This is a genomic window from Photorhabdus antumapuensis (assembly GCF_020387775.1).
GTDB lineage: Bacteria > Pseudomonadota > Gammaproteobacteria > Enterobacterales > Enterobacteriaceae > Photorhabdus > Photorhabdus antumapuensis.
Map to the genome: position 1 here is coordinate 113,881 of NZ_JAHZMK010000007.1, position 25,039 is coordinate 138,919.

At 40.0% G+C, this 25,039-nt stretch carries 26 protein-coding genes; 10 read left to right on the forward strand and 16 right to left on the reverse strand.

The window, feature by feature from the left end; translation table 11 throughout:
- Window positions 1-192 precede the first annotated feature (192 nt).
- The 8 genes from KZ793_RS01025 to KZ793_RS01060 all read left to right on the forward strand — a co-directional run bounded on the left by KZ793_RS01025 (window position 193) and on the right by KZ793_RS01060 (window position 6,982).
- Window positions 193-1,026: a phage tail protein gene (locus KZ793_RS01025; RefSeq protein WP_225812743.1), complete on the forward strand. Its 834-nt coding sequence runs from the start codon at window positions 193-195 to the stop codon at window positions 1,024-1,026.
- 55 nt (window positions 1,027-1,081) lie between these two features.
- Entirely contained in the window at window positions 1,082-1,516 is a 435-nt protein-coding gene (locus tag KZ793_RS01030) for a tail fiber assembly protein (RefSeq protein WP_225812752.1), read from the forward strand.
- A 526-nt stretch (window positions 1,517-2,042) separates the two neighbouring features.
- Entirely contained in the window at window positions 2,043-2,879 is an 837-nt protein-coding gene (locus KZ793_RS01035) for a phage tail protein (protein ID WP_225812754.1), read from the forward strand.
- Between the two features lies 1 nt (window position 2,880).
- Complete coding sequence (locus tag KZ793_RS01040) at window positions 2,881-3,315, forward strand: tail fiber assembly protein (protein ID WP_225812756.1); 435 nt, start codon at window positions 2,881-2,883, stop codon at window positions 3,313-3,315.
- 334 nt (window positions 3,316-3,649) lie between these two features.
- A complete protein-coding gene (locus tag KZ793_RS01045) occupies window positions 3,650-4,477 on the forward strand; it encodes a phage tail protein (protein WP_225812758.1) in 828 nt (275 codons plus the stop codon).
- A 44-nt stretch (window positions 4,478-4,521) separates the two neighbouring features.
- Window positions 4,522-4,956, forward strand: coding sequence for a tail fiber assembly protein (locus tag KZ793_RS01050; RefSeq protein WP_225812760.1), 435 nt, complete (start codon window positions 4,522-4,524; stop codon window positions 4,954-4,956).
- 354 nt (window positions 4,957-5,310) lie between these two features.
- On the forward strand, window positions 5,311-6,141 hold the full coding sequence (locus KZ793_RS01055) for a phage tail protein (RefSeq protein WP_225812761.1): 831 nt from the start codon (window positions 5,311-5,313) through the stop codon (window positions 6,139-6,141).
- 580 nt (window positions 6,142-6,721) lie between these two features.
- Window positions 6,722-6,982: a YfhL family 4Fe-4S dicluster ferredoxin gene (locus KZ793_RS01060; RefSeq protein WP_225812764.1), complete on the forward strand. Its 261-nt coding sequence runs from the start codon at window positions 6,722-6,724 to the stop codon at window positions 6,980-6,982.
- A gap of 2 nt (window positions 6,983-6,984) precedes the next feature.
- On the opposite strand, the gene acpS is transcribed toward KZ793_RS01060, so the two are convergent.
- The 11 genes from acpS to rpoE form a co-directional block, all read right to left on the reverse strand.
- Window positions 6,985-7,365 (reverse strand): holo-ACP synthase, encoded by a 381-nt coding sequence (gene acpS, locus KZ793_RS01065; protein WP_225812766.1) that lies wholly within the window; start codon window positions 7,363-7,365, stop codon window positions 6,985-6,987.
- A complete protein-coding gene (gene pdxJ, locus KZ793_RS01070; protein WP_225812767.1) occupies window positions 7,365-8,096 on the reverse strand; it encodes a pyridoxine 5'-phosphate synthase in 732 nt (243 codons plus the stop codon). Before pdxJ ends, acpS begins: the two co-directional genes overlap by 1 nt.
- Window positions 8,097-8,164: 68 nt before the next feature.
- Window positions 8,165-8,890, reverse strand: a complete 726-nt coding sequence (gene recO / locus KZ793_RS01075; protein WP_225812769.1) for a DNA repair protein RecO — start codon at window positions 8,888-8,890, stop codon at window positions 8,165-8,167.
- Window positions 8,891-8,900: 10 nt separating this feature from the next.
- Window positions 8,901-9,809 (reverse strand): GTPase Era, encoded by a 909-nt coding sequence (gene era, locus KZ793_RS01080; RefSeq protein ID WP_225812771.1) that lies wholly within the window; start codon window positions 9,807-9,809, stop codon window positions 8,901-8,903.
- Entirely contained in the window at window positions 9,806-10,486 is a 681-nt protein-coding gene (gene rnc / locus KZ793_RS01085) for a ribonuclease III (RefSeq protein ID WP_118985408.1), read from the reverse strand. The genes era and rnc overlap by 4 nt, the downstream gene beginning before the upstream one ends.
- Window positions 10,487-10,662: 176 nt before the next feature.
- A complete protein-coding gene (gene lepB, locus KZ793_RS01090) occupies window positions 10,663-11,643 on the reverse strand; it encodes a signal peptidase I (protein WP_225812772.1) in 981 nt (326 codons plus the stop codon).
- Between the two features lie 20 nt (window positions 11,644-11,663).
- The gene (lepA, locus tag KZ793_RS01095; RefSeq protein ID WP_225812781.1) at window positions 11,664-13,460 is read right to left on the reverse strand and encodes a translation elongation factor 4; all 1,797 of its coding nucleotides are present in this window, start codon (window positions 13,458-13,460) and stop codon (window positions 11,664-11,666) included.
- Window positions 13,461-13,658: 198 nt separating this feature from the next.
- Window positions 13,659-14,123, reverse strand: a complete 465-nt coding sequence (gene rseC, locus KZ793_RS01100) for a SoxR-reducing system protein RseC (RefSeq protein ID WP_225812784.1) — start codon at window positions 14,121-14,123, stop codon at window positions 13,659-13,661.
- Window positions 14,123-15,079 (reverse strand): sigma-E factor regulatory protein RseB, encoded by a 957-nt coding sequence (rseB, locus tag KZ793_RS01105; RefSeq protein WP_225812786.1) that lies wholly within the window; start codon window positions 15,077-15,079, stop codon window positions 14,123-14,125. The genes rseC and rseB overlap by 1 nt, the downstream gene beginning before the upstream one ends.
- 5 nt (window positions 15,080-15,084) lie before the next feature.
- Window positions 15,085-15,735: an anti-sigma-E factor RseA gene (gene rseA, locus KZ793_RS01110; protein ID WP_118985412.1), complete on the reverse strand. Its 651-nt coding sequence runs from the start codon at window positions 15,733-15,735 to the stop codon at window positions 15,085-15,087.
- Window positions 15,736-15,774: 39 nt separating this feature from the next.
- On the reverse strand, window positions 15,775-16,344 hold the full coding sequence (gene rpoE, locus KZ793_RS01115; protein WP_118985413.1) for an RNA polymerase sigma factor RpoE: 570 nt from the start codon (window positions 16,342-16,344) through the stop codon (window positions 15,775-15,777).
- Window positions 16,345-16,547: 203 nt separating this feature from the next.
- Here rpoE and nadB point away from each other — a divergent pair, with 203 nt between their 5' ends.
- Window positions 16,548-18,152 (forward strand): L-aspartate oxidase, encoded by a 1,605-nt coding sequence (nadB, locus tag KZ793_RS01120; protein WP_225812788.1) that lies wholly within the window; start codon window positions 16,548-16,550, stop codon window positions 18,150-18,152.
- Window positions 18,153-18,200: 48 nt separating this feature from the next.
- On the opposite strand, the gene trmN is transcribed toward nadB, so the two are convergent.
- A complete protein-coding gene (trmN, locus tag KZ793_RS01125) occupies window positions 18,201-18,935 on the reverse strand; it encodes a tRNA(1)(Val) (adenine(37)-N(6))-methyltransferase TrmN (protein ID WP_225812790.1) in 735 nt (244 codons plus the stop codon).
- 153 nt (window positions 18,936-19,088) lie between these two features.
- Here trmN and srmB point away from each other — a divergent pair, with 153 nt between their 5' ends.
- A complete protein-coding gene (srmB, locus tag KZ793_RS01130; RefSeq protein ID WP_225812791.1) occupies window positions 19,089-20,426 on the forward strand; it encodes an ATP-dependent RNA helicase SrmB in 1,338 nt (445 codons plus the stop codon).
- Between the two features lie 771 nt (window positions 20,427-21,197).
- Here srmB and KZ793_RS01135 read toward each other — a convergent pair.
- The 4 genes from KZ793_RS01135 to KZ793_RS01150 all read right to left on the reverse strand — a co-directional run bounded on the left by KZ793_RS01135 (window position 21,198) and on the right by KZ793_RS01150 (window position 24,477).
- Complete coding sequence (locus tag KZ793_RS01135; RefSeq protein ID WP_225812793.1) at window positions 21,198-21,716, reverse strand: DUF6622 family protein; 519 nt, start codon at window positions 21,714-21,716, stop codon at window positions 21,198-21,200.
- Between the two features lie 178 nt (window positions 21,717-21,894).
- A complete protein-coding gene (locus tag KZ793_RS01140) occupies window positions 21,895-22,152 on the reverse strand; it encodes a class I SAM-dependent methyltransferase (protein ID WP_225812794.1) in 258 nt (85 codons plus the stop codon).
- Window positions 22,153-22,857: 705 nt separating this feature from the next.
- Window positions 22,858-23,448, reverse strand: a complete 591-nt coding sequence (locus KZ793_RS01145) for an ankyrin repeat domain-containing protein (RefSeq protein ID WP_225812795.1) — start codon at window positions 23,446-23,448, stop codon at window positions 22,858-22,860.
- Window positions 23,449-23,460: 12 nt separating this feature from the next.
- Window positions 23,461-24,477 carry a phospholipase gene (locus tag KZ793_RS01150; RefSeq protein ID WP_225812796.1) on the reverse strand — a complete coding sequence of 339 codons (1,017 nt, stop codon included), beginning with the start codon at window positions 24,475-24,477 and terminating at the stop codon, window positions 23,461-23,463.
- Between the last annotated feature and the right edge of the window lie 562 nt (window positions 24,478-25,039).

Below are 25,039 nucleotides of genomic sequence, written 5' to 3' on the forward strand. Positions count from 1 at the left end.
AAACATCTTAAATATGCTTTCGATTACAAGATATTAAACGATTTATTGCCATCAGCCACACATAAAGAATTAATCATTTAAGTTATAATGTTACTATACTTTTTTTGGGCCAGACTATAATTGAAATCAATCAAATAAATTATCTGCACTATAATTCAATATGTTAATTATAATTTTATTCAAGGAAAACAAATGAGCCTAAAAAATGATTTCAAAGCTTTTTCTACTAGCAATAATGCTAATGTAGTAAGTCAAGAAATATATGAAGAAAGTCAGAATTTACAAACTGGGTTTCCTCCAGAAAATATTACCACTCATATATTAAATAAAGCATTACGCCAGTCGTCCACAATAGCCTCTGTTGTAGCTGATTTTATTGCGACAGAATCTGGCAGTGATGTTTTGGATGATGGTGATACAGTCAAACTTACTGCACAATTAAATAAAGCCTTAGAACAAAAAATTACAAAAAAAATTCCTGATGCCTCATTAACACAGAAAGGTATTGTTCAGCTTACAGATGTGGTTGGCAATAGTAATACATTGGCGGTCACTCAAAAACTTGTTTCCAATATAAATGATAACGCTAATAAAAGACTAGAAAAAGCGCAAAACGGCGCAGATATTCCTGATAAAAACGCGTTTGTGAAAAATTTAGGTTTAAATGAAGCCGCAAAACGGCAAGTAGGAACTGGAGTTAATCAGATTCCAGATATGTCGTCTTTTAGCGCAAACTTAGTTCAGAATGGTTGGCAAAAGTTACCTTCGGGTCTAATTATAATGTGGGGAATAGCACTAGTTGCTTTCGGTGGAAGTGGACAACCTAATAGCGGATATCTTAATAACTTTCCAATACCATTTCCAAATAAATGTTTTAGTATCACATTAACTCACACTGGCTGGGACCCTGGCGCAGCAGGAATATTTGGAGCAAAAGTAGAAAATCAGAGTCAATTTCGGTGTTATAGAAGTAATACTGGTTATACTCCCGCTGTTCAGACAGCTTTTATAGCAATAGGATATTAATTAAAAACAATTAATTTACCATGATAATTATTTAACTAAAATTGGCAAAAAAATCATGAACAATAAAAACTATGTATTCAGTGCATTAAATAAAGCATTTTATCCGCTATCATTACAACAAGATTATATTCAAGCAGGCTCATGGCCAAACGACCCCATATCTGTAACTGATGATATATTCCATCAATTTTCAGGAGTACCGCCAGAAGGAAAAATATTGTCCTCTGGCGAAGATAGTCTTCCTTGTTGGGAAGATATTCCACCTCCAACAAAAGAGGAATTGATATCGATAGCAGAAGCCCAAAGAGCACAATTTATATCTCTTGCAAATGAAAAAATAACGCCGCTTTCTGATGCAGAAGAACTTAATATAGCAACAGACGAAGAAATGCTATTACTCAAAGAATGGAAAAAATACCGAGTGATGCTTAACCGGGTTGATACGTCAAAAGCCCCAGAAATTGATTGGCCGATCTCGCCATTATCGTAATTAACCAAAAGACCGGGGTTATAATAATCCCCGGCCTTAATCATTTTATTAATTTTGGTATTTTGTAGCCATTCAACATCGATAATCATTAAAATATTAAACCAATTCAGTTATACCATATAATTCCCCCAGGGAATAAATGAGACTTTATTAATAAAAATATAACCCAACATTGATAGCTTCATATCAGCAATGAAATTCATATTATTGAGCAAGATTATACATACCCACTACAAATAATTAGAACAAATAGACTTAAATAATAGCAATCACCCAACCTTCTCAGACCACAAATGGAATTAATAAAAATCATTTTCAAATATCAAATGCAAACATTTCAGATTACAAATCATTAACATATTCATTACCACCAATTATATAAAAATAGTTAACCCTATAAGCTATAAGAATATTCCATTATTCTTTTTTCTAACTAAACTATAGCTGGCGTGAATAGGGAGAAATTATTTTTATAAAAATTCACTATATTGTTTATAAAATGCAGTACTTAATTGGAGAAAAATATATGAGTCAAAAGAATGATTTTAAGGCTTTTTCTGTTAGTGACAATGCAAATATAGTGAAGCAAGAAGCATATGAGAAAGAGCAAAAATTGCAAACTGGGTTTCCAACAGGAGATATTACCTCTGAACTATTAAATAAGGCATTACGTCAGTCGTCAACCATATCCACTGTCGTCGCTAATTTTATCGCAACACAATCTGGCGAAGATGTTCTGGATAATGGGGATATAGACAAACTCACCACCCAATTCAAGAAAGCCTTAGAACAAAAAAACACAACAGAAATTCGCGATGCCTCATTAACAGAAAAAGGAATTATTCAGCTCACAGACCAAATAGGAGACAGTAATACACTCGCTGCAACTCAGAAGCTTGTTTCTGATGTAAATAATAATGCTCTGGCAAAAAACCAAAACGGCGCAGACATTCCTAATAAAGCTGAGTTTATAAAGAACCTTGGTTTATCAGATACAACAAATACAACAAATACAACAAATATAACGATAGGGAATGGTGAAAATCAGGTACCTAATATGTCGTTTTTCACCTCTAGCCTGAATCAGGTCGGATGGCAAAAATTACCTTCGGGTTTAATTGAAATGTGGGGAATAGCATCAGTTAAAGGCAATGCTTATGCCGAACCAGGTACTTTAAATAACTTTCCAATTCCCTTTCCTAATAAATGTCTCAACGTCACGTTAACTCACGTTGGTAACGCCCCTCAACATGCTGGCACATTTTCAATAATGACGGTCAATAATTCCCAATTCCAATGTTTTAGCAGTATTCCATATTTACAAATTCCTGTAGCAGCATTTTATAGGGCAATAGGGTATTAATATGAACGAGAAAAACTACGTATTTAGCGCATTAAATAAAGCATTTTATCCGCTATCATTACAGCAGGATTACATTGAAGCAGACTCATGGCCAAACGATCCCATATCTGTAACTGATGATATATTCCATAAGTTTTCAGGAATACCGCCAGAAGGAAAAATACTGTCCTCTGGAGAAGATAATCTTCCTTGTTGGGAAGATATTCCACCACCGACAAAAGAGGAATTGATAGCTATTGCAGAAGCCCAAAGAGCGCAATTTATATCTCTGGCAAATGAAAAAACAACGCCGCTTGCTGATGCTGTTGAACTTGATATAGCAACAGATGAAGAAATGCTATTACTCAGAGAATGGAAAAAATACCGAGTCATGCTTAACCGGATTGATACGTCAAACGCACCAGAAATTGACTGGCCAATTACGCCATTATCGTAATTAACAAACAGACCGGGATTCAGGCAGAACCCGGTCTTAATCATTTTATTATTGCTAATATTACAGCGGTAAACATTCTGTCATCATATAAGCTATTTTACGCCAAGATTTTTCAGCTCATGCGATATTAGTGAATTATATGTCATTGGAATTCACTTTCCAGAATAAACATTTCAGCATGGAAATTATTTATCACTAAAATATATGAAAAATAATTAATCCCATAAGCTATAAAAATATTTAATTATTATCTTTTATCTCTAGACTATGAGCGATAGGAAATTATCCTTACAATAATTTAAAAAATGACCTATAGAACTTTAGGGAAATATATATGAATCTCAAGAATGATTTCAAAGCGTTTTCTGTTAGAGACTGTGCTAATGTGGTGGCTCAAAATTTATATGAAGATCTTCCAGAATTACAGACTGGATTTCCGCCAATAGGTCTTACCACTCATGTATTAAATAAGGCATTACGTCAGTCATCAACAATATCATCTGTTGTAGCTGATTTTATTTCAGCAGAATCTGGCAGTGATGTTTTGGATGATGGTAATATAGCCAAACTCACTGCACAATTAAATAAAGCGCTAGAACAAAAAATTACAAGAAAAATTCCCGATGCCTCATTAACACAAAAAGGTGTTGTTCAACTCACAGATATCATTGGCAATAGTAATACACTGGCAGCAACACAGAAGCTCGTCTCCGATATCAATAATAATGTCAATAACAGACTGGAAAAAACGCAAAACGGCGCAGATATTCCTAATAAAGATGAGTTTGTGAAAAACTTAGGTTTAGATAAAGCTGTAAACTTGAAAGTAGGCAATGGAATTAATCAGATTCCAGATATGTCGTTTTTCACCGCAAACTTGGTTAAGAATGGCTGGCAAAAATTGCCTTCGGGTTTAATTATAATGTGGGGATTAGCACAAGTTTATAACCATAGCAGCCCTCAATCTGGGTATTTAAATAACTTTCCAATACCGTTTCCAAATGAATGCGTTAGCATCACGCTAACGCATCGTGGCAATGACCCTCAAGCAGCAGGTATATTCTCAGCAACGATAGAAAATAAGAATCAATTTCGGTGTTATAAAAATCTTAATTACCATAAACTCACTACTTTTACATTTTTTATGGCAATAGGATATTAATTAAAAAAATTATTTTATTATTTAATTAAAATTGGTAGAAAATTATGAACAATAAAAACTATGTATTCAGTGCATTAAATAAAGCATTTTACCCAATATCATTACAGCAGGATTATATTCAAGCAGGCTCATGGCCAAATGACCCTATATCTGTCACTGATGACATATTTAATCAGTTCTCGGGAATACCGCCAGAAGGAAAAATACTGTCCTGTGGCGAAGATAATTTTCCTTGTTGGGAAGATATTCCACCACCAACAAAAGAGGAATTGATATCTATAGCAGAAGCCCAAAGAGCGCAATTTATATCTCTTACAAATGAAAAAATAACCCCACTTTCTGATGCAGAAGAGCTTAATATAGCAACAGACGAAGAAACGCTACTACTTAAAGAGTGGAAAAAATACCGCGTAATGCTTAATCGGGTTGATACGTCAACAGCCCCAGAAATTGACTGGCCAATTTCGCCATTATCGTAATTAATAAAAAGACCGGGATTCAGGCAGGGCCCGGTCTTAATCATTGTATTATCGCCAATACTACAGCGATAAATATTCTGTCATCATACAAGCTATCCTCCGCCAATATTTGTTAGCTCATGCAATATTAGTGACCTTATCCATAATTGAAATTTATTTTTCAGAACAAACCTTTCAACATGGAAATTATTTATTACTAAAATATATGAAAAATAATTAATCCTATAAGCTATAAGAATATTCCATTATTCTTTTTTCTAACTAAACTATAGCTGGCGTGAATGGGGAGAAGTTATTTTTATAAAAAATCACTATATTGCTTGTAAAATTCAGTACTTAATCGGAGAAAAATACATGAGTAAAAAGAATGATTTTAAAGCGTTTTCTATTAGAAATAATGCTAATGTAGTGAGTCAAGAAAGATACGAAGAAAGTGAGAATTTACAAACTGGTTTTCCCCCAGAAAGTATTACTACTCATATATTAAATAAAGCATTACGCCAATCTTCCACAATATCATCTGTTGTAGCTGATTTTATTGCGACAGAATCTGGCAGTGATATTTTGGATGATGGTAATATCACCAAACTCACTGCACAATTAAATAAAGCGTTAGAGAAAAAAATCACAACAAAAATTCCTGATGCCTCATTAACACAAAAAGGTATTGTTCAACTCACAGATATCATTGGCAATAGTAATACACTGGCCGCAACTCAGAAACTTGTTTCCGATATAAATGATAATACTAACGGCAAATTGGCCAAAAACCAAAATGGTGCAGACATTCCCAATAAAAATGAGTTTGTGAAAAATCTCGGTTTATTGGAATTATTATTGGCAGGTACTCCTTTGTTTACACAAGGGAATAATTTCATGACCTTTAAAATTCCATTTTTTAGTGGATTAAAGAGAAAATATCTTTTATTCCAATCTGTATATGCAAAGGCTCCACATTTAACTAACCAGGGGAAATTCACTATCACATACCCAATTGCATACTCTTATGAACCTCATGCTATACTTTCAAGTATGGGTGGATATATCAGTGGCGGTAACTATACTGAAGGAGCTGATATATTAAAAATCAATAAAGAAAATCTAGTAATAGTATCACATTGGCAGTCTCGCAATACAACCTTTCCACCTGTACGCATATTTGTAGTAGGGGTATCAGATAACTAACTTTCAACACTCATAGTTGTTATCTATCTCAAACTTTAGAATTATCTTGATAAAGCATCGGAATTTGATTGGTCAATTGCGCCATTATCGTAATTAACAAAAAGACCGGGATTAAAGTAATACCCGGTCTTTATCATTTTATTTATTCTAATACTATATATCCTTCATCTTTCAAGTTGCTGCTTTGTTGGCTGCTTTCACTTACCCCAGTCACATAGTTATCTATGCTCCTGGGGATGCGTTCACTTGCCGCCGCGCTGCAAATTGAAATCTATTGGGTATAGGTTGTAAATATTCTGTTACTATTCAAGCTATTTTCTCTCAAGATCTATTAACTACATAATATTGGAAGTTTTACACGTCCTTGACATATTTCCTATATAGCTAACTGAATAATAAAGTTCACACATAAGCGTTTTCTAAGATCGAAAAAATTTCATATATTATGGTTTTTTGTTGCCAGACTTGGTTTTTCAATGTAATTTATGCCGTATAAAAATACAATAAGTGTGTCAGAGTAAGAAATTAAAACTGACGATAACACACTGGTATAAAATGAAAAATAAACTAAGTTATTAAAATGTCGTTATTAATCAAAAAAAGCTGTATCAATTGTGATATGTGCGAACCCGAATGCCCCAATCAGGCGATATCGATGGGAGATGAGATTTATGAAATCAATTCTGAGCGTTGCACTGAATGCATCGGTCATTATGATGTACCAACCTGTCAATCAGTCTGTCCGATAAATAATACCATTATTACCGATCCAGACCGACAGGAAACAGAAGAGCAATTGTGGGATAAATTTGTACTACTGCATCACGCAGATAAAATCTGAAATTAACGCTCAAGAATAACAGTCGCACAGGCATAGCGGCGCTCATCGGCCAATGTCACATGCAAAGAGGTCGCTCCCAATTGCTGAGCCAACACTGCGGCCGCACCATAGAGCCGCAAAATCGGTTTTCCCAGTGCATCATTGACCACTTCAAATTGGTTAAATGCCAGCCCATTACGGATACCGGTTCCCAATGCCTTTGCTGCGGCTTCTTTTACCGCAAAGCGTTTAGCCAAAAAACGAACCGGTTTTTCATGTTGCTGATATTGTTCCCATTCTAATTCACTGAGAATGCGTTTTGCCAAGCGCTCGCCTGAGCGCTCGACAACCCCTTCAATACGGGCAATTTCAACAATATCCGTACCTAACCCAATAATAGCCATTAACGGCGAGCTTTCCGCATTTGGGTTTTCATATCTACTACAGCAGCAGTCAAGCCACTGAATACCGCACGTCCAATAATGGCATGACCAATATTCAATTCATAAATTTCTGGCAGAGCAGCAATACGTTGTACATTATGATATGTCAGCCCATGACCGGCATTAACCGTTAGACCTTTACTCGCTGCATAAGTCGCGGCTGCTTTAATACGATGAAACTCTTTTTCCTGTTCTACTTCATTTTCTGCATCGGCATAAGCACCAGTATGAATCTCAATGAAAGGTGCGCCAACTTCATTAGCCGCATCAATTTGTCGATGTTCCGCATCAATAAATAACGAGACAAGAATACCCGCATCAGATAGACGCTTAACCGCCGCAGCAACTTTATCTTTCTGACCAATAACATCTAAGCCCCCTTCTGTTGTCACTTCCTGACGTTTTTCAGGTACCAAACAGCAAAATTCAGGTTTAATACGACAGGCAATATCCACCATTTCATCCGTCACGGCCATTTCAAGGTTCATCCGAGTCTGGATAGTTTTTTTCAACAGTTCTACATCCCGATCGGTAATATGACGGCGATCTTCACGCAAATGAATGGTGATACCATCTGCTCCCGCCTGTTCCGCAACAAAAGCCGCTTGAACCGGATCAGGATAATTGGTACCACGAGCATTGCGCACTGTCGCAATATGATCGATATTAACGCCTAATAATACTTCAGCCATATTTATCTCCTGTAGTCATATTGAATGTGACAAGTTTACACTTTCCATCTTGAAGAGAAACAAATTCATTAGTTTTCTTTCTTTTCAGGCTTCTGACGTACAAACTGCCGAAATAATTCACGACTTTTTAGAGGCTTGCCACCTAAATAAGGTTTTAATGCAATACGCGTGAAACGCTTTGCTGCCTTTAATGTCACAGAATCAGGGAATTCACGCGTTGCCAGTGATTTTAATTCGCGCCCGGTAAAACTGTAATGATCAACAACCAAGCTAGCGATAAATCCTTTTTCTTCTCTATAACGGTAGGTCATCGTGTCGGCTACAGGTTCACCACTTCCCGCACAATGCAGATAATCAACGCCATAACCAAGATTTGCCAGCAACGCCAGTTCAAACCGACGTAAGGCATGTTCCGGTGTATATTCACTGGCAGCAAGAACCTGCAAGCATTGGAGATAATCAAAGAATAAAGCGGGATAAGCCGTCCCCTGTTCAAGCACTCTTGACAACAATTCATTGATATATAAACCGCTGTACAACACACTGCCGGTAAGAGGAAGGGCCAGAGAGATAGGATCTGCATCACGCAGCGTTTTAACCGCCCCCCGTCCACTCCAACGAACCAGCAACGGGGTAAATGGCTGCAAGCAGCCTTTCAAATTGGAACGACGGCTGCGCGCACCTTTTGCCAACACGCTAATCCGCCCTTCATTTTCAGTAAACAGATCCAGTAACAGACTAGTTTCACTGTAAGGACGCCCATGAAGAACAAAAACACGTTGCCAGCCGTCCACAGATAATGCCTTATTTCAAATCATCGACATAACCCAAGCTACGTAACGCTCGCTCATCATCAGCCCAACCCGCTTTAACTTTAACCCACAGTTCCAAGTGGATTTTTACATCAAACAACCTTTCCATATCTTGACGGGCTTCAATACCAATGGTTTTGATTTTACTGCCTTTATTACCAATAACCATTTTCTTCTGACCTTCACGCTCAACCAGAATTAAACCGTGGATCTTGTAATCACCCCGTTCATTCACTACGAACTGCTCAATTTCAACCGTGACAGAATAGGGCAATTCATCACCCAGAAAACGCATAAGCTTTTCACGGATAATTTCAGACGCCATAAAACGCTGAGAACGGTCCGTAATATAATCTTCCGGAAAATGATGAGTCGCTTTCGGTATATATCTGCGCACAATTTTAGCAATCGTATCGACATTCATGCCTTTTTCAGCGCTCATTGGGACAACATCAAGGAAACTCATCTGGTTACTGAGAAAACCAATATGTGGCAACAAGCTGGTTTTATCGGCCACGTTATCCACTTTATTAATAGCCAGCAAAACCGGACAACGCAGATTACGCAGCTTGTTCACTACCATTTCGTCATCCGGGGTCCAATGAGTCCCTTCAACAACAAAAATGACCAATTCCACATCACCGATAGAACTGCTGGCTGCTCGGTTCATCAGCCGGTTGATCGCCCGTTTCTCTTCAATATGTAATCCAGGCGTATCCACATAAATAGTCTGATAAGCACCTTCAGTATGGATACCCATAATACGGTGACGGGTCGTCTGCGGTTTACGGGAAGTGATGGACACTTTCTGGCCTAAAAGCTGATTTAACAGCGTGGATTTTCCCACATTAGGCCGTCCAACTATTGCAACAAATCCGCAATAGGTTTCTTGTTCGCTCATTCAAGCTCCAGTTGTTTTAATGCTTGCTCAGCCGCTGCCTGTTCCGCTTTGCGACGGCTGGAGCCTGTTCCTTTAACCGGCTGTTCAATACCGCTCACTTGACAGTGAATAGTAAATTCTTGATCGTGAGCTTCACCACGAACCATAACAACCAGATATGATGGCAGAGGCAGATGATGCCCTTGCAAATATTCCTGTAAACGGGTTTTCGGATCTTTCTGTTTGTCGCCAGGGCTGATTTCATTCAGGCGGGTTTCGTACCATCTCAGAATAATTCTTTCAATAGTCTGAATATCGCTATCAAGGAAAATCGCACCAATCAGTGCTTCAACGGTATCAGCCAGTATTGATTCACGACGGTAGCCGCCGCTTTTCAGTTCCCCCGGCCCCAAACGAAGGCATTCACCTAATTCAAATTCCCTTGCCAATTCAGCCAGCGTATTACCGCGTACCAATGTGGCACGCATGCGGCTCATATCCCCCTCATCAACACGAGGAAAACGATGATACAACGCATTGGCAATAACAAAACTCAGGATTGAGTCACCAAGAAATTCCAGCCGCTCATTATGTTTACTGCTGGCACTACGATGAGTTAACGCTTGTATCAGCAAATCATGCTGCTCAAAAGTGTACCCCAGCTTACGCTGCAATCTGTTAATTACGATGGGATTCATGTGCTACCAATATTGGTCAGAATTCGTCAAATAAAAACGCACACGCAACAGACCTGTTACAGGAACCCCCGACAAAACTGTTGCGTTTGCACTGACCCCTCGTAGGAGCCAGTCATTAAGTTTGGAAGGACATTCTACACTGCGAGTAAAATTAATGCTTCGCTAATATAAAAATATTAATTAATTCCACCAATACGGCTGAAGCGAACTCCGGTAGGCCATTCCCCTTCCTGTTTTTCAAAACTCATCCAGATGGCTGAAGCGCGACCGACCAGATTTTTCTCAGGGACAAAGCCCCATGCACGGCTATCAGCGCTATTATCACGGTTATCGCCCATCATAAAATAGTGACCTTCGGGCACAATCCACATTCCCTCTGGCAAGCCAGGCTGACGGAAATTAGGTACCGATAGTACACCTGGAATCTCCAAAATATGATGGGTCACTGCGTCCAAATTCTCAATCCGCTCACCCTGCCGCATACTGTAAGGTGGCAACGTTTCTTCAACGGGGATTTGGAAAACACCTACCTTTCTCAAACTTTCACCATTGGAATCGACACCATATTGCTGCATTGTCCACTCACTTGGGAATAGTGAACCGTAAGAAACCGGTAATTCTTCCTGACAATTCCCTGTTTTGCTGCAATTAGAAAAAATACGCAACTCTTTCTTTGCCGGATCATAAATAATTTTATCACCGGGTAAACCAATCACCCGTTTGATATAGTCAAGACTTGGATCCAACGGGTATTTAAATACAGCAACATCACCACGCTTTGGTTCGCCAGTCTTAATCAATGTTGTTTGAGTGATAGGGTCTTTCAATCCGTATGAATATTTCTCTACCAGAATGAAATCACCAATCAATAAAGTCGGCATCATGGAACCCGATGGGATCTGAAAAGGCTCATAAACAAAAGAGCGCAGGATCAGAACCACGGCTAACACAGGAAAAATAGATGAACAGGTATCCACCCATGTTGGCTTGTTAATAGTCTCAGCCAGATGCTCCTGATCCATTGTACCTTCAGTCAGCTCCTGCAATCTGGCAAGTTTTTTCTTGCGCTCTGGTGCCCATTTAAAACGATCAATACACCAAATAATGCCGGTGACTAACGTTGCCAACGTTAGGATCAGGGCAAAAGTGTTAGCCATTTAGACTCCTTACAAGCTTATTAATGGTCTTTACCAACATGAAGAATGGCTAAGAAAGCTTCCTGTGGTAACTCAACGTTACCCACTTGTTTCATCCGTTTCTTACCCTCTTTCTGTTTCTGCAATAGCTTTTTCTTACGGCTGACGTCACCACCATAACACTTCGCCAAGACGTTTTTACGCAATTGCTTCACTGTTGAGCGAGCAATAATATGATTACCAATCGCAGCCTGAATTGCGATATCGAACTGCTGACGAGGAATAAGTTCTTTCATCTTCTCCACCAGTTCCCGGCCACGGTACTGTGCATTGCCACGGTGAGTAATCAACGCCAATGCATCAACTCGTTCAGTGTTAATCAATACATCCACACGAACCATATCAGATGACTGGAAACGAGTGAAATTATAATCCAGTGAAGCATAACCGCGAGAGGTAGATTTCAATCGATCGAAGAAATCCAAAACCACTTCTGCCATCGGTATTTCGTAAGTCAATGCAACCTGTTTACCGTGGTAAACCATGTTAGTTTGCACCCCGCGCTTTTCAATACACAACGTAATGACATTCCCCAAATATTCCTGGGGCAACAACATATGACACTCGGCAATCGGCTCACGTAACTCTTCAATATTATTCAGTGGTGGCAGCTTAGATGGGCTGTCCACATAGAGAACATCGTGGCTGGTCGTTTCCACTTCATACACAACCGTTGGCGCAGTGGTAATGAGGTCAAGATCATATTCACGTTCCAGACGTTCCTGAATGATCTCCATATGTAGCAGGCCAAGGAAACCACAACGGAAACCAAAACCCAGTGCAGTCGAGCTTTCCGGTTCATAGAACAAGGATGCGTCATTCAGACTTAACTTACCCAATGCATCACGGAATCCCTCATAATCATCAGAGCTGATAGGAAACAACCCAGCATAAACCTGTGGCTTGATTTTCTTAAAGCCTGGGAGTGGTTTTTCCGCTGGCTGCCGGGCCAGTGTCAATGTATCCCCCACGGGTGCACCAAGAATGTCTTTAATCGCACACACTAGCCAACCCACTTCACCACAGCCCAGTACATCGCGGTCAACACGCTTAGGTGTGAAAATCCCAAGACGATCAGCGTTATACACCTGACCGGTACTCATCACCTTGATTTTGTCCCCCTTACGCAGGGTACCGTTTTTAATCCGAACCAGAGAGACAACACCAAGGTAGTTATCAAACCATGAGTCGATAATAAGTGCCTGTAATGGCGCATCAGGATCGCCTTCTGGTGCGGAAATCTCTTTAACCAAGCGCTCAATGACATCTTGTACACCAACACCCGTTTTGGCTGAACAGCGCACTGCATCAGTAGCATCAATACCGACAATATCTTCGATCTCTTCCGCTACACGCTCAGGTTCTGCCGCCGGCAAATCGATTTTATTCAGAACAGGAACAACTTCTAGATCCATATCCAACGCGGTATAACAGTTAGCCAACGTCTGGGCTTCCACTCCCTGTCCAGCATCAACCACCAGCAATGCCCCTTCACAGGCAGCTAGTGAACGGGAAACCTCATATGAGAAATCAACGTGCCCCGGCGTATCGATAAAGTTTAATTGATAGAGTTGCCCATCATTCGCCTTGTAATCCAAGGTAACACTCTGGGCCTTAATGGTGATACCACGCTCACGCTCAAGATCCATTGAATCTAGCACTTGCTCTGCCATCTCACGATCTGTTAAGCCACCACAAATTTGAATAATACGGTCAGATAACGTCGACTTACCGTGGTCAATGTGAGCAATAATGGAGAAATTTCGTATTTGCTTCATTATAAATATTTTTCTGCCTTGATATTTCTGAATCATTCGCCTAATGGACACACAGAGGGACATAAAGCGACGGTTTATTAGGTCGGCCACCGGCCTGAAAGGCTGTATTCTACATGCCAAATCTACGAAAACCTAGTCATGCCTGCGGCTTTAAAGTATGAGTTAGTAAATTAAATGCTTTGGATGATTAAAACAGATTTATTCCCGATGCTGAATGTGAATGGCATCAGGAGGCAAGCCGATTTGTAAAACGACAGGTTGATATTCCTGACGATTATCCCAGTAAGTGGCAATTCCGCGGGCAAAGAAGAATCCTAACGCGCCGCCTAAAACACCACCACAAAATACCCACAATTGATTGGTCACCCATAACTGAAAAAGTGCACCACCAAGGAATAGCCCAATAAGCGGAGTCAGATAAACCAGCAATGCCGAACGCAACAAGCTCCCTTCTGGGATCCCAACTTCCACTTTTTGCCCCGGTTGCAACGGTTGTAAAATCTCAAGTTCAAGCTGATGTATGCCATCAGACCCTAATTTATTAAGTAAGTAAGAGCCACACGTTGCTCGCGCCTGACAACTGCCACAACCAGAAGAGGAACCATAACGTAATAATGCCCGTCCCTGTTGCCAGTGAATTACTGTTGCCCACTCTTTAACCATCAGTCAGCTCCTATAAATGCGACACCAGCGGCGATACGCTTGGCAGTCGCCAATGGTAATTCACCAATAATTGTCACCTCATTTGCGCCACGTATTGCACTATAAATCGTTCGGGGCCCACGACGAAGAGGATATTCCAACTTACCGGTTTTATCAGCATTAGTCACATTCACAGAAAAGCTAAATAAACCATCACTGAACATCATAGATTCAAGTGTGCCACTATTTGACAATTTACGACGGTTACGCGAAACCTCAATGAAACCAGCCGGCAATTTACCCACTTTCCAATTGAATATAACTTTCTCCGACGGTGAAATGACCAGCATTGGTGGCATATTCAAACGAGTAATCACACTCATTGCATCATTGATATCCCCACCGATGGTAGAAGAAACAACCCTAAATTGTTCCAGTGCTTCACTATCACGATCAAGTAAATCAATACGTAATGGTAAATGAGTTTCTTCGTCGATCAGTAAGATATAATTATAACGCACTTCATCTTTGGAGGTGATGCGTACAACCCGACAAGGTCTATCACCGATATGGGTACGACCAACATCAATGAAATTGTAATATTTTTTCAACTGATTGAAGTCAGCAAAAATGACGGCCGGTAAATAATCAATAATATGATTACCGCTAAGACTGAAAGCATCCAATCCAGGTTCAAAATAACTGATCTCATTACCACGCTGGACAATCTCCCTACGAGAACCATCCATCTGCATAATTTGAGCGATTGGAATACCGTCGATAACGGCGTGGCGATAACGAACTGAGACAATAGCCTGCTGGTTGAGATTAATAAAAGCAAGCTCGTAAGTTAGAGACTGAGTGGCATTACCCATCGCCTGCAACAAAACCTCAGCGCTGCTAAGCTGCGCCGAGGCTTGTAAAGGAGCAAACAGGCTGCCCGCCAGCAAACAGACGGAGAACCAAATATGTTTCATTACTGCTATTGTGTTCCTAAAGATTGCGTTCCGGGAACCGGAATAGCAACCTGTGGTGAAATTCCCCGCTCATCATTTTGCTTAAAATGCACACGGCGATCGAGTTCATATTGTTGCAGCATGATGTTAATACGTTTATTACGCTCCTGCATTTGAATGCGTTGATCATTGCCAAATACATCATCACCGGAAGGCACTCCCAAACTCACCGGAGAAGCCGATCCCATCATTGGCAAGGTGTTAAATGCCGGCGTATCAGCTTGATATTCAAGATCCTCAGCACTATGACTGTTGTACTGTTGTACACCTACCAGTACTGCTAGCGAAACACAGGCTGCAACACCCACTTGAGTCATTTGATTCACCCAAGGGCGAAGCTTGTGCCAGAACGGCATTTTTTGCCAGGTTTCTGGTTGAGGCTGAGATTCAGGAACAGCCCCAAGGTTAGAATGAACTGGCTCTTTTTCAAGTGCCAATGCAACCCGGCTAGCAATATCCATATGCAATACTTCCGTCACATCACCGCGCAATGTGTCACGGATCAAGTGGTAATTTTCCCAGTGTTTCTGCATAACAGAATCTTTAGACAAAATACTAACGACTTCACTATCAAGAGTTTCGCCATCCATCAGTGCGGAAAGTTTTTCTCTTTGCATGCCAAAGTACCCTTCAGTATTGTTCCACTATTTTTAATTTTAAATCAGTGGTTGAATTTTATCATCAATGGCTTCCCTTGCACGGAAGATACGGGAACGAACCGTACCTACCGGACAATCCATAATGGCAGCTATTTCCTCATAGCTTAACCCATCTAATTCCCTTAGCGTTATTGCCATTCGCAAATCTTCAGGAAGAGATTCAATGGTTCGGAAAACCACCTGCCTTAATTCTTCTGACAACATTAAATTCTCAGGGTTCGAAATTTCTTTTAGTGCATTTGAAGTTTCATAATTTTCTGCGTCACTGGCATCCAAATCACTGGATGGAGGACGGCGCCCTTGAGAAACCAAATAATTCTTCGCAGTGTTGACTGCAATACGATACAACCAAGTATAAAAAGCACTATCGCCACGAAACGAAGCCAATGCCCGATAGGCTTTAATAAATGCCTCCTGAGCAACGTCAGGCACATCACCCTGCGGAATATAGCGGGATACAAGGCTCGCCACTTTATGCTGATATCTGACTACCAGTAGGTTAAACGCCTGTTGGTCACCTTTCTGCACTCGTTCGACCAGCATTTGATCCGTTAACTGCTCGCTCATCCGAGGTTAAATCTCCCGAAGCAAAGCTCCACATTGATATTTACTGAACTAACCATGATGTCCTATTTCCGAGCAAGCATGACTTTGAGTAATAAAATTCTGCGAAGTTCAATTTCTGTTATCATTTTGTTGCAATCATAGCCTTTATCATATCTGATAGGCTAACATGATTTTTACCCATCTTCATTCATACATCATCAATTATGCAATCATTATTCTCTCAACATTACAGCGATATACTTATTATAGGCAGCGGTGTCGCCGGCCTATCTCTGGCTTTACGACTCGCTTCACAATATAAAGTCACTGTATTAAGTAAGAGTATTCTTAGCGAAGGTGCATCTTATTATGCACAGGGTGGTATCGCCGCTGTATTCGATAAAACAGACAGTATCGCATCTCATGTTGAAGATACCCTGATCGCCGGAGCAGGACTTTGCGATAAAAACGCTGTTGAATTTATCACCAGAAATGCCCATCATTGCGTGCAATGGTTGGTTGATCAAGGTGTTATGTTTGATACAGAAACCAACGAAGATGGAAAAAAACAATATCATCTGACCCGTGAAGGTGGTCATAGCCATCGCCGTATTTTGCATCATGCTGATACAACCGGCAAAGAAGTAGAAACGACACTGGTTGATAAAGCGATGTCTCATCCGAATATCACGGTGAGAGAGCGCTGCAATGCAGTTGATTTAATTACGTCAAATAAAGCCCGGTTAGGTGGTGATAACCGAGTCGTCGGCGCTTATATCTGGAATCGCCAACAAGAACAGGTGGAAACTTATCGCGCTAAGGTTGTTGTACTGGCAACAGGCGGCGCAGCTAAAGTCTATCAATATACCACAAATCCCGATATCTCATCCGGTGATGGCATTGCAATGGCATGGCGTGCAGGCTGCCGTATCGCTAATTTGGAATTTAACCAGTTTCACCCGACCTGCCTGTTTCATCCACAGGCGCGCAATTTCCTATTGACAGAAGCCCTACGAGGTGAAGGTGCATATCTAAAACGCCCAGATGGCAGCCGCTTTATGCCTGATTTTGATGAACGTGCTGAACTAGCCCCTCGCGATATCGTAGCACGAGCGATTGACCATGAAATGAAACGCCTTGGTGCTGACTGCATGTTTCTAGATATCAGCCATAAACCCGCGGATTTCATTATCCAGCATTTTCCAATGATTTATGAAAAATTACTGACAATGGGTTTCGATCTAACAAAAGAGCCGATTCCAATCGTCCCTGCTGCGCATTACACCTGCGGTGGTATTGTTGTCGATCATCAGGGACATACTGACCTCAACAACTTATATGCTATCGGTGAAGTCAGCTATACGGGTCTGCACGGCGCAAATCGTATGGCATCTAACTCTCTGCTGGAATGCCTGGTGTCTGGCTGGTCTGCTGCGGAGGATATCCAACAACAGATTGAAACAATAGAAGAAGTACCGCAACTCCCCTTCTGGGATGAAAGCCGGGTTGACAATTCAGATGAACAGGTCGTCATTCAGCACAACTGGCACGAATTACGTCTATTTATGTGGGATTACGTCGGCATTGTGCGTACAACCAAACGCTTAGAGCGAGCACTGCGCCGTATTAATATGCTGCAACAGGAAATTCACGATTATTATTCCAATTTCAGGATTTCCAACAATCTGCTGGAATTACGAAATCTGGTGCAAATCGCTGAATTAATCGTACGTTGTGCGCTAGAAAGAAAAGAGAGCCGAGGTCTGCATTTCACACTGGATTATCCCGATTTACTGCCAGAATCAAAACCAACGATTCTGACACCCTGATTTTTGCTGGCAAAATCTCCACATAACCACGCTCTGGCGTGGTTATGTTCAATAATAGAGATAGAAATCCGTCACCAATTGCTGAAATTCTTGCGTATATGCACCGTCTGGCTGACGAATAGTCAATTCACTGATTAAACCCGTTTTTTCCTTACGGGAAAATGCCAATAACACCCGATGCAACGGTTTGCCTTGCCTGTCGCGGATGTTGACTCGATGATGGGAAAACCAACCCAGATGACATGCCATTGTTTCAAATTCCTCACCAATGGCATATGGCAATACCACACAAAACAGGCCATCCGGTGTAATCAATGTCTCTGCATATTGTAATAACCGCTGGTGAGTCAGCGACCCTGTATAACGAGCCTGTTCCCTTGCCTCATTTCGACAAGCAACAGCCGGTTCAAAATAGGGTGGATTACTGACAATTAAGTCATAACATTGTGAATACCGTTTAGCAAAATCACCAATATTCTGCGGATAAACATCTATTTTTCTCCGCCACGGAGATTGTTCTGCATTATCTTGTGCCTGCAATGCAGCCTCGGTATCCAACTCCACGGCGTCAATTTTAGTATTTTCATCCGTACGCTGTGCTAGCATCAACGCAATGAGTCCGCTGCCACAACCAATATCTAAAATCGCTTTTTTACCACTCACCGGAACCCATGCCCCCAATAAAACGCCATCAGTCCCGACTTTCATCGCACACCGATCATGACCAACAAAAAATTGCTTGAAAGTAAATCCGTCCCGGCGTAAAGGTCGTTTCTGTTTCAAATTAATAACCTACATCAGTTAGCACAAAAAAATTTCGCCATAGGATAAAGGTTATTATGTTTCGGTAAAAGCTATCTACCTTAACTAACCACTTTAATAGATGAACAATACGCCCAACCTGTTTATAATCGGCGACCTAAACAGAGGTGTATAATGACTGCAACAAATTTTTCTGAGCTCGAGCTTGATGAACGCCTGCTTGACGCCCTAAATGATAAAGGTTACTCCCGCCCAACAGCAATTCAGGCCGCTGCTATTCCGGCAGCAATGGATGGGCGTGATGTACTAGGATCAGCACCTACCGGTACTGGTAAAACCGCAACTTACCTGCTGCCAGCGATGCAACATTTATTGGATTTTCCACGCAAAAAATCTGGGCCACCACGCATTCTGATCCTGACACCTACCCGTGAACTGGCTATGCAAGTGGCAGATCAGGCAAAAGAATTCGCTGCGCATACCAATTTGGATATCGCTACCATTACTGGCGGCGTAGCCTATATGAATCACGCAGAAATTTTCAGCGAAAATCAAGATATTGTCGTCGCCACTACAGGCCGTCTGCTGCAATATATCAAGGAAGAAAACTTTGATTGCCGGGCAGTTGAAACACTGATCCTTGATGAAGCCGATCGTATGCTGGATATGGGTTTTGCTAACGATATTGAAACCATAGCGGGTGAAACCCGTTGGCGCAAGCAGACCATGCTATTCTCCGCGACGCTGGAAGGGGAAGCCATTCGTGATTTTGCTGAACGTTTATTGGAAGACCCGGTTGAGATTGATGCAGAACCGTCACGTCGTGAACGCAAAAAAATCCAGCAATTTTACTACCGTGCAGATAATTTGGCACACAAAACAGCCCTGCTTTGCCATTTACTAAGACAACCCGATGTCACTAAATCCATTATTTTTGTTCGCAAACGTGAACGTGTGCACGAACTTGTGGATGAATTGCATCAAGCCGGTATTAAAGCCCGGTTCCTTGAAGGGGAAATGGTACAAGCGAAGAGGACAGAAGCGGTTAAACGCCTGAATGATGGCAGCATCACTGTTCTGGTTGCAACGGATGTTGCCGCCCGTGGATTGGATATTGATGATATCAGTCACGTTTTCAATTTCGATTTACCACGCACTGCGGATATTTATCTACACCGTATCGGCCGGACAGCTCGTGCAGGTCGCAAAGGTACTGCAATTACCTTAGTGGAAGCACATGATCATCCTTTATTAGGCAAAATCAGTCGCTATCTGAATGAACCACTACAGTCACGAGCTGTTGATGAGCTTCGCCCAACAACCAAGGCACCGAGTGACAAAGCCCTCAATAAGCCATCGAAAAAAGTATTGGCTAAACGCAAAGAGAAAAAGAAAGCGGAAGAATCAAAGAAAAAAGTCAAAATACGCCATCGAGATAGCAAAAATATCGGCAAACGCCGTAAACCTTCTGGTAATCCAAAACCGGAAGCCTCAGCCAGTAGCGATGAGTGAATCTTTAAACGGGCCGGTTGGCCCGTTATTATAATATGCAGTTTCACATAGTAAGATTATTCGAGTCTGTACATTATTCTGTGAGTAAATAGGCTCTCAGCAAACGCTTTTTTATTTCTTTAAATAATTCATCCGGTATTTTACTATCCCAAATTTTTTCAGTCGATTATTTAATTAGTTTATGACGGAATTTATCCCCCCGTCCCGATTAGAAACCTTTATTAAAATCTGCCCCTTTTGGAAAGCATTGCCTAATTAGCCTTTTTTCCCAGAGACATAGGGATTAGAGAAGTTAATATCTGTATTTAATTTTTTGCTAATAATTTCGTGACACACAAACTCTAAACCGTTATTAAAGGCCATTTTTTTGATAGGTATGAAACCTTAGCTACTGCTACTTTTGATGATTACTTTCCATTAAATTCAATCATCATTGTATATAGAGCTTTACATTCAACTAACGTTAATAATACACTGAAATCTCTCGCAATTATCGTACCAATCCCCAGTATGTAATTTTTCATTAATAAATTCTAGATATTCATTAATACTGACTTTATCTTTAATTTTTTCTCTTCTTTTATAACAACCGTATTGTTTGCAATAAGGTTTACTGGCAATCCTAAGATGTTGCCATAATCATCTTGTCTCTATCAATCGATCCACAATATAGTCTCATGACATAAGGTCCCCTTTATGCTTCTTCAAATAATTAACCCTGTCAACTATCCTGACAGAGAGAGAACAGAGAGTATCAGAGTTTCATAAACACTATTTGTAAACGCTCTTGGTCCTATTTCTGTACCAAGGAATAAAAAGATTTAGCGTTCCGCCCCAGAAAATACCGTCAAGCACACCATTGCTAAAGCCAAAAAATAGATTGAAATGTAACGAATGCAACAACGCTGGGTGAATACTTAACATGGCCGTAATAATAAACTTGACGATAAATGTGATAACAATTAGCGTCAGCGTTAACGAAGTGCCAGGACGGATGATTAAATCACTGCCCGCTTTTTCACGTAATCTTGGTTGAGAGCGCCACAGACCCCATCCCATTACAATCCCGACGAGTAAACCCGCCATCATCGTTATCAAAGCTAAATCTGAGAATGTGGTTTCATAAATGACGCTATATACCCCCCAAACCAGGAATACTATTGGTAGTAAGAAAAGGCGATCAATTCGCATTTCACGATCGTACAAGGCACTGATCCCGCGCCTGATGAGAAAAGCAAAAAGAATCCAGACCCATATTGGGGTATCTTTAATAATGGTGGTCAGTGACATGTTATTTTCCTTTCATATTTTGCGAGTAAGAAGACTACACTGTAGAAATAGTTTTTGCTTGTTCCTGTAATGATTTCTCATCACACCCGGTACGTATTTAGACACCATTATGGCAATCACAATAAATATTAACAACACGCACACTGATCTTTTGCTGTGCAGAATGTTGCGCAATTTTTTACTGGCAAAAATTGATCATACGAGCGTCAATATCAATACCGTTAAAATGGTAGTTATCTAGTTCATGGCAGTCTCTCAGTTCAAAAAACATATGTCCGGTTCCCATTCCAGCATCTAACAATTGTTTTTTTATCGAGGTAACCTTTTTCACTTCATCAAGAATTCGTTGTTTCAAATAAGCGTTCCATCGTGACATTCCTTCAACCGCAAAATTCTCATAATATTCAGGGAAAATATCGACAAGTAGATTTTTCATTTTCCTGTTCCTTTAGTGTTGTAGATTAAGGAGTGAAATAAAAAAATAAGAAGATTGAACTCAATACACAGCCTATTAACACGACTCCCAGATAAGATTATTTTTTGCATGTTTACCACCACTATTACTCATGACCAACGAAATGACACTGAAAATAAAGGTGATGGAGGTCATAAAAATGAGGCGTATATGGTACGTTGACGCATTTTTCTGGCTGATATGAACATCACCCTCACCAGTCTTAAATAAAAATCAAGATTACTGATGTTACTCATATTCTATTCCAATACCTGCCTCACAGTATTTTCAGCCGTTTCCACATTGGCACCTAAACCCATTATCGTTACCTCAATCATCGACTGTACGACAAGCGGGTAAAAGGCTAAGAGATATATTTTTAATTGTAATTAACTCTGTAAAAATAATTCCAAATCCGATAAATAGAACCAATATGGACCAACTTTAACAAAACATTTATTACAACTTAAGGATGACATTATTATCGATGACAGAGATAAACTGTTCATTCATCAGCGTAATGGCAATAACCGATCCGTCAATTTCATAATATGAACTGCATATTTTAGGTACGCTAATGTCAATGGCTTTTCCCGTGTAGAAAAAAGAGCATATCTCATTGCTATAATCGATTAGTTGGTAATCATCGATAATTAAAAATAACGGGCCAAATAGCCCGTTTTTGTCTTACTTCAAATAATATCGGTTAACTTGCTGAGCTTTCAGCCAATAATTGACTTTCTCATATTCCGCTTGCATCTCACCGCACTGCATTTTTAGCGGTGTGAGATTAAAATACGCTTGGAACGTTAGCTGCTGTTTATTTTGCAATTTAGGATCAGCACCTGAATTCAACAATATCAATGCCAGTTTCGGCGAATTAATTTTGGCTGCAATATGTAACGGAGTATCCCCAATCCGATTAGTTTGATTGGGATTAGCACCGGCGACCAACAGTAATTCGACCTGCATTTTTCTCCCTACCTGAACCGCAACATGTAAAGGTGTTGCTAAGGTTACAGGATGCATAATATTTACATCCGGCGCGACTGTTAACAAAGATTTAAGATAATCAGGGTTGTTGATTTTTGCAGCCGTATGTAAAGCACTTTCTTGTTGCAAACCAAGTTGAGTAGGATCAGCGCCCTCTTTCAGCAAATTATTAACATCATCCATTTGCTGATTGAATATCGCCCATTGTAATGGGGTTATATTTTCTTCACTCCGCTGACAATCCTGTTCCGATTCAGGCTCAATTACTTCACCAATTTTCATCATGCCTCTCTTTAATTATGCGGAAATGCTCAGATCCGATTCATTAAGCATGACTAGAGATTCTTCTTGCTGTTCATCATTTAAAGATGACCAAGGTTTGTATATCGTTAATAATTCCAGCACCTTTTCAAGAGAATGTGCTTTTAATCCACGTATCAGATTATTAGGAAACCCTTGACCTGACTCTCCTGAATCATCATTATATTTCAGTAAGATTTTATGTCCTATTGGCTGAGATACTGGCAATTTCTGTTGTAATGCATCAAGTAAATCATGCTCCACAATATAATGACGTACCAATCCATTTTCAGCGATAGCCCTACCCTCTTGGGGTGAAAAACCCAAATTTTTCATCATATTGTCAGAAACACCGGCTGAATTAAATATTACCGCAGGCTTTCCAACTGATAATGCGGCTGTCGCTGCTAATCCACCGCCCAAAGAGTGTCCAGTAAATAACAAATTTTCCCCAAATGCCATTCTGGCAGCACGAGCTAAATCAATGGCTTGATGGTATTGAGCTTCATCAAATCCAAAACCTTGTCGTAAATTAGTTAATATATCCTTCAAATCATTAGTGCCTACAAAAGCAACTATATAGAGATCATCATTCCGATAAATACCCGCCTGAAAACCCGTTGTTTTATCCCTTAAATTTGCCGGTTCTATTCCTGCCTTTAATAATTCACCATCAGAAAGACGAACATAATCACCTATTCCCATAGTGGTGCTTATGTAGACATCATCAGAAATTAAAGTCAACATATAATCAATTTCATGGGATTGCTTACCTCTAATTTGCTCAGACTTAATTCCTGTGATTGACTTTAAATTAATGTTAATACTCTGCTCGTTAATTAATGATTGATAGACTCTATTATTCTGTTTAGTTGTTTCCGAGAAGGAAAAAACTTCAGTAGTCGCTTTTTCAATATTCTGGTCTGGAACAGAAGGCGGTGTAACAAGTTGAAGATTATTTAAAACGGGAAAACTTGAATCGACTGACAGATTCATTTCAATTGATAAACTCATAAAATTCCCCTAAGGATAGCTGAAAATAATCGACGATTTAATCAGTACAACTAATCTATCGGCAGGGAATACCATCAAGTTAAATAAATGTTTAAATTTTGTTAACAAAATTAATCAACTGTGATTCTTCTCTCTGATAACAGAGAAATTTCTACCTATTATTTATCAATAAATAGCCAAAGAAAGAATCAAAGTGAACTGACAGTTTACAACACGTACCGTTTGGGTTTCATACGATATTCAAATAATCCAGCTTATCCTTAACCACAATCTGGCCTTCACAGTATTGAATACCAGTAATCATTTCTATCTCTAACGTTCACACAGTAAATAAAATTATCAAGAATTTATCTTGGTTATTTGGTCAAACCAATATATCTCATTTCGGTATCCCCACATGAATGAGGATATTCATTGATTCAGATCAGTTAATTTCATATAGTTACTACAAAACATATTGCTATCTTATGTTTTAAATAAGTTTTTATGGCTAACCACAAAGCAATTCTTTGGATAAACTTTCAAAAATACTTTACAACATTGAAATAGTTATCAGGAATTT

Excerpts from the sequence above, each read along its gene's own strand:
- KZ793_RS01025 (WP_225812743.1), top strand. The coding sequence starts at position 193 with ATGAGCCTAAAAAATGATTTCAAAGCTTTTTCTACTAGCAATAATGCT.
- KZ793_RS01030 (WP_225812752.1), top strand. The coding sequence starts at position 1,082 with ATGAACAATAAAAACTATGTATTCAGTGCATTAAATAAAGCATTTTAT.
- KZ793_RS01035 (WP_225812754.1), top strand. The coding sequence starts at position 2,043 with ATGAGTCAAAAGAATGATTTTAAGGCTTTTTCTGTTAGTGACAATGCA.
- KZ793_RS01040 (WP_225812756.1), top strand. The coding sequence starts at position 2,881 with ATGAACGAGAAAAACTACGTATTTAGCGCATTAAATAAAGCATTTTAT.
- KZ793_RS01045 (WP_225812758.1), top strand. The coding sequence starts at position 3,650 with ATGAATCTCAAGAATGATTTCAAAGCGTTTTCTGTTAGAGACTGTGCT.
- KZ793_RS01050 (WP_225812760.1), top strand. The coding sequence starts at position 4,522 with ATGAACAATAAAAACTATGTATTCAGTGCATTAAATAAAGCATTTTAC.
- KZ793_RS01055 (WP_225812761.1), top strand. The coding sequence starts at position 5,311 with ATGAGTAAAAAGAATGATTTTAAAGCGTTTTCTATTAGAAATAATGCT.
- KZ793_RS01060 (WP_225812764.1), top strand. The coding sequence starts at position 6,722 with ATGTCGTTATTAATCAAAAAAAGCTGTATCAATTGTGATATGTGCGAA.
- acpS (WP_225812766.1), bottom strand. The coding sequence starts at position 7,365 with ATGGCTATTATTGGGTTAGGTACGGATATTGTTGAAATTGCCCGTATT.
- pdxJ (WP_225812767.1), bottom strand. The coding sequence starts at position 8,096 with ATGGCTGAAGTATTATTAGGCGTTAATATCGATCATATTGCGACAGTG.
- era (WP_225812771.1), bottom strand. The coding sequence starts at position 9,809 with ATGAGCGAACAAGAAACCTATTGCGGATTTGTTGCAATAGTTGGACGG.
- rnc (WP_118985408.1), bottom strand. The coding sequence starts at position 10,486 with ATGAATCCCATCGTAATTAACAGATTGCAGCGTAAGCTGGGGTACACT.
- lepB (WP_225812772.1), bottom strand. The coding sequence starts at position 11,643 with ATGGCTAACACTTTTGCCCTGATCCTAACGTTGGCAACGTTAGTCACC.
- lepA (WP_225812781.1), bottom strand. The coding sequence starts at position 13,460 with ATGAAGCAAATACGAAATTTCTCCATTATTGCTCACATTGACCACGGT.
- rseC (WP_225812784.1), bottom strand. The coding sequence starts at position 14,123 with ATGGTTAAAGAGTGGGCAACAGTAATTCACTGGCAACAGGGACGGGCA.
- rseB (WP_225812786.1), bottom strand. The coding sequence starts at position 15,079 with ATGAAACATATTTGGTTCTCCGTCTGTTTGCTGGCGGGCAGCCTGTTT.
- rseA (WP_118985412.1), bottom strand. The coding sequence starts at position 15,735 with ATGCAAAGAGAAAAACTTTCCGCACTGATGGATGGCGAAACTCTTGAT.
- rpoE (WP_118985413.1), bottom strand. The coding sequence starts at position 16,344 with ATGAGCGAGCAGTTAACGGATCAAATGCTGGTCGAACGAGTGCAGAAA.
- nadB (WP_225812788.1), top strand. The coding sequence starts at position 16,548 with ATGCAATCATTATTCTCTCAACATTACAGCGATATACTTATTATAGGC.
- srmB (WP_225812791.1), top strand. The coding sequence starts at position 19,089 with ATGACTGCAACAAATTTTTCTGAGCTCGAGCTTGATGAACGCCTGCTT.
- KZ793_RS01135 (WP_225812793.1), bottom strand. The coding sequence starts at position 21,716 with ATGTCACTGACCACCATTATTAAAGATACCCCAATATGGGTCTGGATT.
- KZ793_RS01140 (WP_225812794.1), bottom strand. The coding sequence starts at position 22,152 with ATGAAAAATCTACTTGTCGATATTTTCCCTGAATATTATGAGAATTTT.
- KZ793_RS01145 (WP_225812795.1), bottom strand. The coding sequence starts at position 23,448 with ATGATGAAAATTGGTGAAGTAATTGAGCCTGAATCGGAACAGGATTGT.
- KZ793_RS01150 (WP_225812796.1), bottom strand. The coding sequence starts at position 24,477 with ATGAGTTTATCAATTGAAATGAATCTGTCAGTCGATTCAAGTTTTCCC.